Raw genomic sequence first — 12,229 nt, forward strand, 5'->3', positions numbered from 1 at the left:
CCGCTATGTTTCCACTTCCTGGTCGAAACCAAGGTCATCCATGGCTCAATACGTCTACACCATGCATCGGGTCAGCAAAGTCGTGCCCCCGAAGCGTGAAATCCTCAAGGACATTTCCCTGTCGTTCTTCCCCGGCGCCAAGATCGGCGTGCTCGGCCTCAACGGCGCGGGCAAGTCGACCCTGCTGCGGATCATGGCCGGGGTCGACACCGAGTTCGACGGCGAAGCCCGGCCGATGCCCGGCATCAAGGTCGGCTACCTGCCGCAGGAGCCGCAGCTCGATCCGGAGAAGACCGTGCGCGACATCGTCGAGGAGGCGGTGGGCGAGATCAAGCAGGCCCAGGCCCGCCTCGACGAGGTCTATGCCGCCTATGCCGAGCCGGACGCCGATTTCGACGCGCTGGCCGCCGAGCAGGCCAAGCTGGAGGCGATCCTCCAGGCGTCCGACGGCCACAACCTCGAGCGCCAGCTGGAAGTCGCCGCCGACGCCCTGCGCCTGCCGCCGTGGGAGGCGAAGATCGAGCACCTCTCCGGCGGCGAGAAGCGCCGCGTGGCGCTGTGCCGCCTGTTGCTGTCGGCGCCCGACATGCTGCTGCTCGACGAGCCGACCAACCACCTGGACGCCGACTCCGTGGCCTGGCTGGAGCACTTCCTCCACGACTTCCCGGGCACCGTGGTGGCGATCACCCACGACCGCTACTTCCTCGACAACGTCGCCGGCTGGATTCTCGAACTGGACCGCGGCCACGGCATCCCCTTCGAGGGCAACTACTCGCAGTGGTTGGAATCCAAGGCCGCCCGTCTGACCCAGGAAGCCAAGGCCGAGGCCGCCCACGCCAAGGCGATGAAGGCCGAACTGGAATGGGTGCGCCAGGGCGCCAAGGCCCGCCAGGCCAAGTCCAAGGCGCGTCTGCAGCGTTTCGAGGAAATGCAGTCCCAGGAATTCCAGAAGCGCAGCGAGACCAACGAGATCTACATCCCGGCCGGTCCCCGTCTGGGCGACAAGGTCATCGAGTTCAGCCACGTGCGCAAGGGCTACGGCGACCGCGTGCTGATCGACGACCTGTCCTTTGCCGTGCCCAAGGGCGCCATCGTCGGGGTGATCGGCGGTAACGGCGCGGGCAAGTCGACGCTGTTTCGCATGATCCTCGGCAGGGAAACCCCGGATGCCGGCACCATCGACCTTGGCGACACCGTGCAGGTCGCCAGCGTCGACCAGAGCCGCGACAGCCTGGACGGCAGCAAGACCGTCTGGGAACAGGTGTCCGACGGATTCGACGCGATCCGCATCGGCAACTACGAGGTGCCCTCGCGCAGCTACGTCGGCCGCTTCAACTTCAAGGGCGCCGACCAGCAGAAGTTCGTCAAGGACCTCTCCGGCGGCGAGCGCGGCCGCCTGCACCTGGCGCTGACCCTGAAGCAGGGCGGCAACGTGCTGCTGCTCGACGAACCGTCCAACGACCTCGACGTGGAAACCCTGCGCGCCCTGGAAGAGGCACTGCTGGACTTCCCCGGCTCGGCCATCGTGATCTCCCACGATCGCTGGTTCCTCGACCGGATCGCCACCCACATCCTCTCCTACGAGGACGATTCCAGCGTGGTGTTCTTCGAGGGCAACTACACCGAGTACGAGGCCGACCGCAAGAAGCGCCTCGGCGACGCCGCCGCCCAGCCGCACCGGGTGCGCTACAAGAAGCTGGCGTAACCGTCGCCGTCGCGATACGCCGCCCAGCAAAAAGCCCCGCGCCGAATGGCCGGGGCTTTTTGCTGGTGCCTGCGGGAGAAGGGACAACCCGCCGGGTGGCGGCGTGGCCCGGCCTCCGATGGCGGGTTACAACCCGTCCTACGCCGGCTGGCCGTTCTCGTCGAAGTTCAGCACCGTGACCTCGTCGTCGGCGTCGGTGATCTCGGCCTGGCACAGGGCGCCGTTGACGTGGTAGCGGTAGACGTGCTGCAGCTCCAGTTCGCCATAGACGATCTTCTCCATCTTGATCAGGCGTTCCTGTTCGTCGAAGTGGCCGCGGAAGAAGGTGTTGCGGTTGTGGAGACCGGCCTCGTCGAGTTCGTTCATCAGCTTCAGCGGCAGCTTGACGCCGCTGTAGGTGACGAAGTGGCGGCAGGTGCCGGAAGCTTCGCTGCTCATTTTTCCTCTCGTTCGTGTGGTTTTCGGAGGGCGCGATGATCGCACAAAGCGCGGGCTATGCGGCATGGCGCGGGCCGGTGTCGGTCGGGGGCGGGGCGACGAAGCGGGCTGGCCGGAATGCCGGGGAGCGGCTAATACGCTGTATGACCGCCTTGGCGGTTTTTCCGAGGCCTGGGCGTTCGGTGCGCGTGCAGTCGCGCCTCGGCCCGGCCATCGATCCAGTGTCACGGCAGGGGAGAACAACGATGGCAGCAGAAACGAGCGTCAGTCATGTGAACGGCATCGACCTGGAGGTCCTCAAGGCCACCATCGGCGCCATCCAGCGGGACCCCGCCCTCGGCGCCTGCCGGTTTCGGGCGCGCAACCGCTGGCTCGGCGCCACACGCAACTGCAGCACGATTGCCGGCTTCCACGGCGCCGGGCAAGAGATTGTCCACCAGCAGGCATTCGAGCTGCACGCGGACGAACCCGCCGTGTTGGCCGGAGAAGATCGGGCGGCCAATCCGGTCGAGCATCTGCTCAACGCCCTGGCCGGTTGCATCACCACCAGCATGGTCGCCCATGCGGCCGTGCGCGGCATCCAGATCGACGAGCTGGAGTCGGAGCTGGAGGGCGACATCGACCTGCGCGGCTTTCTCGGATTGGACCCCGGCGTGCCCAAGGGCTACACGAGTATCCGCGTGAAGTTCCGGGTGAAGACCGCCCCGGAAAACATCGTGCAGCTGAAGGAGTTGGCGGCCTTTTCGCCGGTCTACAACACCCTGATCCAGGGCGCCAAGGTGGATATCGACATCGAGGCGCGCTGAAGGCCGGCGCGCGGAGATTGCGCGCCGGACCGCGCTTCCGGCAAGCTGCGCCGCCGACGGGCCGGGCGTTCCCGGCCCCATGCGGATATTTTTCGGAGCGAGACGGCACATGCTTTCCAAACTCCTGATCGGCCTGCTCGGGCCACTGCTCAAGGCGCTTCTCGGCAGGGTCCTGGACGAGTTCTCCGACTGGCTGTTCGACAGGTTCAAGGCGGTCCTCCGCCGGCGCCAGGCGGAAAACCTCGGCCAGGCCGAGGCTCGGGCCGCGCAGGCGGACGAGCGGGCACGCCAGGCCGGCACGCCGGGCGAGGCGCACGAGCAGGAAGCGGTCGCCCGGGTCTGGCGCGAAGTGGCGGAAATGCTCCGCCAGGAGAACGAGGCGCTGAAGGCGGAGCTGGAGGATGTGCGGCGCAGCGCCGACCGTCAGGCGCAGCAGGCGCTGGCCGCCTTGCCGCTCGAGGCTGGCCAGCGCCCGGTCGGGGGCGCGAAGGCGGGGAGCGAACCATGATCGTCGGCGAGGCGGAGGCGCTCGCCTTCATCGAGGGGTACAAGCATCTCATGCTGGAAGTCCTCGGGCCGGAGGAGGCCGCGGGCGGTCGGGACATTCGGACGCTACTCGCGGCCGGCCGGAAGCGATACCTGGCCGATCCTTCCCGGCTCGAGCGTGCCTTGGAGGGGCTGGCGGGCAAGTCGATAACGGTGCCGCCGGAGGTGCTGGCCGCCGTGCGCAGCCTCGAGGTCAAGGCATGGGTCTATCTGCGGGATACCCGGGCCTATTCCATCTTCATCGACCCGGATGGCCAGGCCGCCTACGGCGTGCTGGGCCTGACGCAACGTCTTCGCGACATCCTGGGCGACTCGGGAGCCGTCGTGGAAACCGGACTCATGTGCTACGGCGGCCGCTATGTGACCGATGCTCTCGTGACCCGGCTGGTCTGGCTCGGGCGCGGTTATCGGCAGAAGTTCACCACCCGGCTGGGCGAGTTGCGGGCACAGGGAAAGTTCTGCACCCGCTGCCCGGCTTGAGGCCGTGTAAAAACTGCTGCAACCGGCCATGCTGCGTTGGGGTCGGCACTCGGAGTGCCATGTAAGCTGGGTAGCTTCGCCTGATTGCGCTTTGCCTAGCTCGGCCTTTGCTCGCTACGTGTTCGCACGGCCTGCATTGTTCGGTATGCGGGAATCATCTGCCCGAAGCGAAGTGCTGACGCAGGTCACGACAATGCAGCATGATGCTCCTGCCGTGAGCGAGTGACCGTGCTGCCCCCCGCCTTCGGATCTGCCGAGACCTGACAAGGAGCGTTTCCATGGATCGTATTCACCTCTTCGAGTGGGAAGACCAGGAGTGGTTTCCCGAGCTGTTTCGCGATTTCATCACCGACCACCTGGCCTTCTACATGGGGCGGGCATACCGTGCGGTCGTCCCGCAACTGGCCGAGGCAATGAAATCGACGGAGCAGACGTCGATCGTGGATCTCTGTTCGGGGGGTGGAGGGCCGATTCCCGCGCTCCTGCCTGCAATCGCGCAGGAGGCCGGTCGCCCCGTTTCCGCCACCTTGACCGACTTGTACCCGAACGCCTCGGCCGTCGAGAGGATCAATGTGCAGGTGGATGGAGCGGTCAGGTATCGCGCGGAGTCCACGAATGCTATGAATTGCCCCGAGTCGCTGCGGGGATTCCGGACGATATTTACCGGCTTCCATCACTTTCGTCCGGAGAGTGCGAAGAGAATCCTGGCCGATGCGGTGCGGAGAAAAGCCCCGATCGCGGTGTTCGAGGCCCAGGAGCGCAGCCTCTGGCGAATACTCACGGTTCCCATCCTCCTGTTGCTCGGCAGTCTCATCTTTACGCCTTTTGTCGGGCGCCTGACTTTCAAGCGCTTCTTCTTCACCTACGTCATACCGCTGGCACCTTTCTTCATCGCATTCGACGGCGTCGTTTCCTGCTTCAGAACCTACACGCCCAAGGAACTCGAGCAGCTCACCGAGGGCCTGGATCGGGATAGCTACCGGTGGGAGACCGGGCGGTATTGGACATCCGATCTGCTGATCGGCCCCTACCGGATTACCTACCTGATCGGGACGCCGGTAGCGGAGTCCGGAGCCGCCTGATCCGCCGCTCGGCCCTCCAGGGCGGAGCGGGCGTCGTTTCGAGCCGCCGCCGCTGGGCTCCCGAGCCATGGGGGCCGGCAGCGGGATGTGCCTCGGTTCGGGCGCCGTGACAAAACCTCGACTACTGCGCCCGGCGCCTTCAATAGTGATACCAGCGCAGCTGCAGGCTCACCTCGCTGGCCGGCGAGGCCTGCTGGCTGAATTCGCGACGGGCGGACAGGCGCAGGCCGAGGTTGTCGGCGATTTCCCAGTGTTGGGCGAGGCCCAGCGTGCGACGTACCTCGCCGTTGTGGAAGTAGTCGGCACCCGCCTCTAGGCCGAGGTTGCCGAGCGGGTTGCGCCACAGTAGCCCGGCATCGAAGCCGGCCGCGGGGCTGATGAAGGCGGCGAAGTCCTCGTTCTGCTCCAGCCGGGTGGTGGCCAGGACGAAGCCGACCAGGCTCTCGTCGAGTTGCCAGGTGGAGCCGATACCGCCGCTCAGGTGGCCGACCAACTGTTCGTTGTCGTGGCGGCCCTTGCCGATGACCCGCTCCAGCCCGCTGCCGACCTGCCAGGACCAGGGGGAAAGCAGGGCGCTGCGTGGGGTCAGCGAGCGGATGTTGGCCAGGTCCAGCTGCTGCAGCTGCCAGTGGTTGCCCTCGTATTGGCGCAGCTTAAGCTGGGCGATCTCGATCTGCGCGCCGAGGGGGAAGCCGTCGAGGTTGTCCTGCAGGTCGTGGTAGGCCATGCGCAGGCCGTATTCGGCGAAGCTGCGCTGCTCGCGGTTGCCGAAGGCGAGCTGCCAGGTACGCGACGGGTGGCCGTTTTCCGGCGGCACGGGGCGCGCCACGGCGAGGCGCGGCGGCGGGTTGCGGTTGATCGCCTGCAGTAGGCGATGGCTGTCGCGGGCGCTGGCCTCGTCGCGCTCCTCGCCGCTCTTGCGGTAGCGGATCAGCCGGTAGGCGGCGTCCAGGATCTGCGCCTGGCGCCCGGTCGGCAACGCCTGGAAGGCCGGGCTGGCGAGCGGGGCGCTGTCCTCGGCCAGGCGCCGCGTCCAGTCCCGCTCCGCCTGGCTCAGCGGTGCGGCGCGCTCGAGCAGCTCCTTCTCCCGCGAGGGGCGGTAGTCGACGCTCTCGATCAGCCCGGCCTGCTCCACCGCGCGCACGGTGTCGGCGGGGATGGCGGTGAGGGAAAAGCCTTTGGTCAACTCCAGGCCCGGGCGGGCGATGTCCAGCAGTTCCAGCAGGCGGTAGGAGCAGTTTTCGTCGAAGAAGTAGTAGTCGAACTGGATCTGCCGAAGTTCCCAGACGTGCTCGACCATCCGCCCGGTTTCCTCGGCGGTGAGGTTCAGCCGGTATTCCCAGAGGTCGCGGTTTTCCAGGCGGCTGTACTCGGTCAGCTTTTCCCGGTAGGGCAGCAGGGCGAAGAGGCCGGGGTAGCCGCCCATCAGGCCTTTCCAGGCGTAGAGGATGCTGTTGTCGCTGCCTTCGATGTAGGCGCCGAAGTTCAGCGCATAGCTGAGCAGGGCGCTGCCCTGGGTGTCGATGCCGGCCGGGTCGATGCGCAGCAGGGTGTGGCCGAACATCGACGAGGGGCTGTTCAGGTAGGCGGCGGGAAATACCAGCACGGTGCTGTGCGGGGCGATCTCGGCGTACCAGTCGGCATATTCGCGGCACTGTGGCTGCGGCAGGTCGTTCAGGATCAGGCGTTCGCGCAGCCAGCGGGTACGCGCCGGAAAGCGGCACTGCGGATGGCGGTCGGCGAGACCCGGCTCTCGGTAGAGGGCGGCGAGGGTGGCGGCGAGTTCCGCGGCCGGGTCGCGCTCGCCCCGTTCGGCGAAGAAGAAGGCGTCGTCGTCGACATGGCTGCGCCAGCCGCCCAGCCGGTCGCGCTGGTAGTGGCCGAGGGCGAGCCAGAAGGGGGCGGAGGCCAGCTCGTGCAGGCGCGTATCGGACAGCGGCGGAGCGGCCTGGAGCATCGCGCAGGCGCAGCCCAGCAGCAGGGGAAGCAGGCGTTTGAGCATGAAGGGATGGGGGATCGGACAGAGGTGCCCGCCGGGGCGGGCACGAGGCGGCGCAGGGCCGGGATCAGGCCTGCTCGGCGTATTTGGCCAGGCGGGTGTCTTTCTTCAGTACGGCGAGGGTGGCGTTGTGTACGTCCTTGGCGGTGACGTCGGCGGAGCTGAAGATTTCCGCGAAGTGCTCGTGGGTCACGGCGGCGAAGCGGGCGCGGTCTTCCGGCGGTACGCCGAGCAACACGGCGTAGGTGGTCAGGGCTTCGCCTTCGCCCTTGGCCATGTCCTCGGACAGCTCGTCCATGATGCTGCCCAGCACCAGCATCGGCTTGCCCGTATAGGTCAGGGCGCCGTCGGTGCGACAGCCGTTGGTGCCGGAGGTCATGCCGAAGGTGGCGTTGCCCGAGGAGCCGTTGGTGGTCGAGGCGACTAGGTGCGTGGCCGTGCCGCGCTGTCCCTTGAACAGCATGTTGCCCCAGCCGCAGCTTGGGCCGCCCGGCGCTTCGGCGAGGGCGTTGAGGGAGACGGTGGCGAGCAGGGAACCCAACAGAATCCTTTTCATCGATGATCTCTTCTTCATGTGGAAAAACGGACCGGTCCTGGCCGGCCGGTGCGCAGCATTTTGCAATGCCGTGGGGCTGTCAAGGCGGCTGCCCCAATGGTGGTTGGGGCGCTTGATGCAGGTCACTGCATATCGCTCAGTCTGGGCCACACTGAACATGAGTATGGTCGATTCCAGGGAGCCGAATATGTCCGATGCCTTCGATCCACGGGGCGCTCTCGAGCGCCTGTATCGGGAGTATCGCCAGCGGGCCGAGGCCATTCGTGGCGATCTCGGTCTGCTGCATGACTCGGACGCCGTCGAGCAGGCGGGCGAGCGGCAGAACGACGATGTGCTGCACGCTCTGCTGGCCGAGGCCGAGGAGGGCCTGCGCCAAGTCGAGCAGGCCCGCCGGCGGCTGGCGGAGGGGCGCTACGGTGTGTGCCGGCGCTGCGGTCAGCCCGTCGAGCCGGCGCGACTGGCCGCGTTGCCGGCCGCCGAGCTGTGCCTGCACTGCGCGGGGCTGGAGCGCTGAGGCGGTGGCCGCTTGCGCGCGAGGCTTCGCCGAGGCGCCTTGCGGCGGGTCGGTGCGAAGGCCAGAATGGCGACTGTTTTTCCCCTCTCCGCGGCCTTTGGCCGCCCGATGTAAGGACTCCCGATGCCCGACTCCGTTGCTGCCGGCCTGCGCCTGGCACCCGATGAGCTGACCCGCCCCTTCGATCCCGCCCAGTTCGACTTCGCCAGTACCGACGAGCTGGAGCCCTTCCGCGGCGTGCTCGGTCAGGAGCGCGCGGTGGAGGCGCTGCAGTTCGGCGTGGCGATGCCGCGTCCGGGATACAATGTCTATGTCATGGGCGAACCGGGCACCGGTCGCTTCTCCTACGTCAAGCGCTATCTCCAGGCCGAAGCCAAGCGCCTGGAGACGCCGGCGGACTGGGTCTACGTCAACCACTTCGACGAGCCTCGCGAGCCGCGCTCGCTGCAACTGGCGCCGGGTAGCGCCAGCGCGTTCATCGCCGACATCAGCCTGCTGGTCGACAATCTGCTGGCGACCTTCCCGGCGGTGTTCGAGACGCCGACCTACCAGCAGAAGAAAAGCGCCATCGACCGCGGCTTCAACCAGCGCTACGACCGTGCCCTGGACAGCATCGAGCGGCAGGCGCTGGACAAGGGGATCGCCCTGTACCGCGACAGCGCCAACATCGCCTTCACGCCGATGAAGGACGGCAAGGCGCTGGACGAGGCCGACTTCGCCCTGTTGCCGGAGGTCGAGCGCGATCGCTTCCACGAGGATATCGGCTACCTCGAGGAGCGCCTCAACGAGGAGCTGTCCAGCCTGCCGCAGTGGAAGCGCGAGTCGAGCAACCAGTTGCGCCAGCTCAACGAGGAGACCATCACCCTGGCCCTGCAGCCGCTGCTCGCGCCGCTCTCGGAGAAGTACGCGGAAAGCGCCGGGGTCTGTGCCTATCTGCAGGCGATGCAGGTCAACCTGCTGCGCACCGTGGTCGAGCAACTGGGCGAGGAGAGCGGGACGGACGCCCAGCGGCGCACCCTGCTGGTCGAGCAGTACTGCCCGAGCCTGGTGGTCGGTCACCACAGCCAGGGCGGCGCGCCGGTGGTGTTCGAGCCGCATCCCACCTACGACAACCTGTTCGGCCGCATCGAGTACGGCACCGATCAGGGTGCGCTCTATACCAGCTATCGCCAGCTGCGCCCGGGCGCACTGCACCGCGCCAACGGCGGTTTCCTGGTACTCGAGGCGGAGAAGCTGTTCGGCGAGCCCTTCGTCTGGGATGCCCTCAAGCGCGCCCTGCATTCGCGCCAGCTGAAGATGGAGTCGCCGCTGGCCGAGCTGGGCCGGCTGGCGACCGTGACCCTCACCCCGCAGGTCATTCCGTTGCAGGTCAAGGTGGTGATCGTCGGTTCGCGCCAGCTCTACTACACGCTGCAGGACGTGGACCCGGACTTCCAGGAGATGTTCCGCGTGCTGGTGGATTTCGACGAGGAGATCCCCCTTGGCGAGGACAGCCTCGAACAGTTCGCCCAACTGCTCAAGACGCGCACCTCGGAGGAGGGCATGGCGCCCCTGAGTTCCGCGGCGGTGGCGCGCCTGGCGACCTACAGCGCACGTCTGGCCGAGCATCAGGGGCGGCTGTCGGCACGCATCGGCGATCTCTTCCAGCTGGTCAGCGAGGCCGACTTCGTCCGCCAGTTGGCCGGCGAGGCGCTGACCGACGTCGGCCACATCGAGCGCGCCCTGAAGGCCAAGGAAACCCGTACCGGACGGGTTTCGGCGCGGATTCTCGACGACATGCTCGCCGGGATCATCCTGATCGACACCGAGGGCGCGGCGATCGGCAAGTGCAACGGTTTGACCGTGCTGGAGATCGGCGACTCCGTGTTCGGTGTGCCGGCGCGGATCTCCGCCACCGTCTATCCAGGCGGTTCGGGGATCGTCGACATCGAGCGCGAGGTCAACCTCGGCCAGCCGATCCACTCCAAGGGGGTGATGATCCTCACCGGCTACCTCGGCAGCCGCTATGCTCAGGAGTTCCCCCTGGAGATCTCGGCGAGCATCGCCCTGGAGCAGTCCTACGGCTACGTCGACGGCGACAGCGCCTCCCTCGGCGAGGTCTGCACGCTGATCTCGGCACTGTCGCGTACGCCGCTCAAGCAGTGCTTCGCCATCACCGGCTCGATCAACCAGTTCGGCGAGGTGCAGGCGGTCGGCGGGGTCAACGAGAAGATCGAGGGCTTCTTCCGGCTCTGCGAGGCGCGTGGGCTGACCGGCGAGCAGGGGGTGATCGTCCCGCGCGCCAACGTCACCAACCTGATGCTCGACGAGCGGGTGCTGCAGGCGGTGCGCGCCGGCCGTTTCCATGTCTATGCGGTGCGCCAGGTGGACGAGGCGCTCAGTCTGCTGCTCGGCGAACCGGCCGGCACGCCGGATGCCGAGGGCCGCTTCCCGGCCGGCAGCGTCAATGCGCGGGTGGTGGAGCGGCTGCGGGAAATCGCCGAAATGGGGATGGAAGAGGACCCCGGCAAGGCGAAGGAGCCGCAGATCGGCCTCCAGGAGTGAGTGCGCCCCGGCCCGCGCGGCGGGTCGGGGTGGTCGAATGTCGCACGTCGGTTCCTCCTCGTCCCGGATCGCCCGCAGACTTATCCACAGGCTGAATGGAAGCAAAAAGCTTTCTGGAGCGCCGTGCGGCGTGTAGGCTGAAAACACCACCCTGAAGGGGGATTGCCCTATGTCACGCACGCTCTGTCTGACCCGGAACTGCCTGGGTCTGGTCATTCGCATCGAGTTGGCAGCCCGCCCGCTGGCGGGAGAGCAGGGGCTGTGGATGTTGCTCTTTGCCGCCGGCCTGTCCGGCGCGCAGCCATCCTCGGTCAAGGCGCAGGGGCCGTTTCGCGGGCCTCTGGCGGCAGAGCGGGTGCTTGACGAGGTCGCGGCGACCCTGGGCGGAGTGGGCTATCAGGCCTGCACCGACATGCCCATCTGGCGCCTCCACCTGCAGGCCGAACTGCGTCGGCTGAACGGTCCGCGCCCGTGCCGTCCGGGCGACTGCGAATCCCGACCGGAGGGTTGAGTGGGGCGCTGCTCGATATTTGTACGGCAGGAGCGGGAGCCCATCCACTGGGCTCTGGAGGGATTCATCCGCTCTCTGTTCACAGGGTTATCCACAGAAAATGGGGATATGTTGCCGAGTGCTTCCAGCCTTCGGTAGCGTCTTTGTCCCGTTCATGCCCATGGGTATACTCGCCGCCGGTTTTGGCTGAGTGGATGCCCCATGGAACGTTTTCTCGAAAATGCGATGTATGCCTCCCGCTGGCTGTTGGCACCGATCTATATCGGCCTGTCCCTGGCCCTGCTGGCGCTGACCCTGAAGTTCTTCCAGGAGCTCTACCATCTGCTGCCGCACGTGTTCGAGATGGCCGAGTCGGAGCTGATCCTGGTCCTGCTCTCGATGATCGACATCTCGCTGGTCGGCGGTCTGCTGGTGATGGTGATGATTTCCGGCTACGAGAACTTCGTGTCCCAGCTGGATATCGACGAGGGCAAGGAAAAGCTCGGCTGGCTGGGCAAGATGGATTCCGGTTCGCTGAAGCTCAAGGTGGCCGCCTCCATCGTGGCGATCTCCTCGATCCATCTGCTGCGCGTATTCATGGATGCGCAGAAGATCCCCAACGACAAGCTGCTGTGGTACGTGGTCATCCACATGACCTTCGTCGTTTCGGCCTTCCTCATGGGTTACATGGACAAGCTGGCCAAGCACGCCCATTGAGAGGCACCCCTTTCAAGGTCTTTTACTTTTCGAGGCCTTGATGAGGCGGTCGGTGGAGACATGGGCGCGAGCCGTCGCGGCATCGACCCAGGCCTTGGGCTTTTCCACCTTGGGGCCGCGCTTACTGGTCGCCACCTGGCTGGGCTTGATCTGTCGTGCCAATGCCAACAGGCGCTGTGCCAGTGTGCTGGCCGAATCGTCGGCCCAGGCGGGCCAGTGCTCCACCGCCAGCGCGACGAGCATCCCCTCGTAACGGCTTCTGACCTGCACCGCCAGGTGGTAGGGGGACGCCTCCCAGCCCTCGGGAAGCCGTTCGCGATGTGCCTGTTCCACGCTGCGCTTGAGCACCGCC

The 12,229-nt window shown here is 66.7% G+C and carries 12 protein-coding genes and 1 pseudogene; 9 read left to right on the forward strand and 4 right to left on the reverse strand.

Features of this window, described 5'->3' with window-relative positions; genetic code table 11:
• The first annotated feature begins 40 nt into the window (after positions 1-40).
• The gene (gene ettA / locus BMY22_RS13040) at positions 41-1,705 is read left to right on the forward strand and encodes an energy-dependent translational throttle protein EttA (RefSeq protein WP_090622637.1); all 1,665 of its coding nucleotides are present in this window, start codon (positions 41-43) and stop codon (positions 1,703-1,705) included.
• A 138-nt stretch (positions 1,706-1,843) separates the two neighbouring features.
• On the opposite strand, the gene BMY22_RS13045 is transcribed toward ettA, so the two are convergent.
• Positions 1,844-2,143: a DUF6156 family protein gene (locus tag BMY22_RS13045; protein ID WP_090622640.1), complete on the reverse strand. Its 300-nt coding sequence runs from the start codon at positions 2,141-2,143 to the stop codon at positions 1,844-1,846.
• Positions 2,144-2,388: 245 nt separating this feature from the next.
• Between BMY22_RS13045 and BMY22_RS13050 the strand changes: the two genes are divergently transcribed.
• The 4 genes from BMY22_RS13050 to BMY22_RS13065 all read left to right on the forward strand — a co-directional run bounded on the left by BMY22_RS13050 (position 2,389) and on the right by BMY22_RS13065 (position 5,057).
• Positions 2,389-2,949, forward strand: coding sequence for an OsmC family protein (locus tag BMY22_RS13050; protein WP_090622642.1), 561 nt, complete (start codon positions 2,389-2,391; stop codon positions 2,947-2,949).
• 109 nt (positions 2,950-3,058) lie between these two features.
• On the forward strand, positions 3,059-3,457 hold the full coding sequence (locus BMY22_RS13055; RefSeq protein WP_090622645.1) for a hypothetical protein: 399 nt from the start codon (positions 3,059-3,061) through the stop codon (positions 3,455-3,457).
• On the forward strand, positions 3,454-3,975 hold the full coding sequence (locus tag BMY22_RS13060; RefSeq protein ID WP_090622647.1) for a hypothetical protein: 522 nt from the start codon (positions 3,454-3,456) through the stop codon (positions 3,973-3,975). Before BMY22_RS13055 ends, BMY22_RS13060 begins: the two co-directional genes overlap by 4 nt.
• Positions 3,976-4,253: 278 nt before the next feature.
• The gene (locus BMY22_RS13065; protein WP_090622650.1) at positions 4,254-5,057 is read left to right on the forward strand and encodes a class I SAM-dependent methyltransferase; all 804 of its coding nucleotides are present in this window, start codon (positions 4,254-4,256) and stop codon (positions 5,055-5,057) included.
• A gap of 139 nt (positions 5,058-5,196) precedes the next feature.
• On the opposite strand, the gene BMY22_RS13070 is transcribed toward BMY22_RS13065, so the two are convergent.
• Together BMY22_RS13070 and BMY22_RS13075 are read right to left on the reverse strand one after the other, a co-directional pair.
• The gene (locus BMY22_RS13070; RefSeq protein ID WP_090622652.1) at positions 5,197-7,059 is read right to left on the reverse strand and encodes an Lnb N-terminal periplasmic domain-containing protein; all 1,863 of its coding nucleotides are present in this window, start codon (positions 7,057-7,059) and stop codon (positions 5,197-5,199) included.
• A gap of 64 nt (positions 7,060-7,123) precedes the next feature.
• Positions 7,124-7,612: a DUF3015 domain-containing protein gene (locus BMY22_RS13075; RefSeq protein ID WP_090622654.1), complete on the reverse strand. Its 489-nt coding sequence runs from the start codon at positions 7,610-7,612 to the stop codon at positions 7,124-7,126.
• Positions 7,613-7,799: 187 nt separating this feature from the next.
• On the opposite strand from BMY22_RS13075, the gene BMY22_RS13080 reads away from it, so the two are divergent.
• From BMY22_RS13080 to BMY22_RS13095, 4 genes are all read left to right on the forward strand, one after another.
• A complete protein-coding gene (locus BMY22_RS13080) occupies positions 7,800-8,126 on the forward strand; it encodes a TraR/DksA C4-type zinc finger protein (RefSeq protein ID WP_090622656.1) in 327 nt (108 codons plus the stop codon).
• Positions 8,127-8,249: 123 nt separating this feature from the next.
• The gene (locus tag BMY22_RS13085) at positions 8,250-10,670 is read left to right on the forward strand and encodes a Lon protease family protein (RefSeq protein WP_090622658.1); all 2,421 of its coding nucleotides are present in this window, start codon (positions 8,250-8,252) and stop codon (positions 10,668-10,670) included.
• A 169-nt stretch (positions 10,671-10,839) separates the two neighbouring features.
• Positions 10,840-11,181, forward strand: a complete 342-nt coding sequence (locus BMY22_RS13090; RefSeq protein WP_090622661.1) for a PA4575 family protein — start codon at positions 10,840-10,842, stop codon at positions 11,179-11,181.
• A gap of 201 nt (positions 11,182-11,382) precedes the next feature.
• Entirely contained in the window at positions 11,383-11,877 is a 495-nt protein-coding gene (locus BMY22_RS13095; protein ID WP_090622664.1) for a TIGR00645 family protein, read from the forward strand.
• Positions 11,878-11,889: 12 nt separating this feature from the next.
• Here BMY22_RS13095 and BMY22_RS24390 read toward each other — a convergent pair.
• A pseudogene (locus tag BMY22_RS24390) lies at positions 11,890-12,229 on the reverse strand (IS4 family transposase); the annotation flags it as partial.

Source organism: Azotobacter beijerinckii, from assembly GCF_900110885.1.
Lineage (GTDB): Bacteria > Pseudomonadota > Gammaproteobacteria > Pseudomonadales > Pseudomonadaceae > Azotobacter > Azotobacter beijerinckii.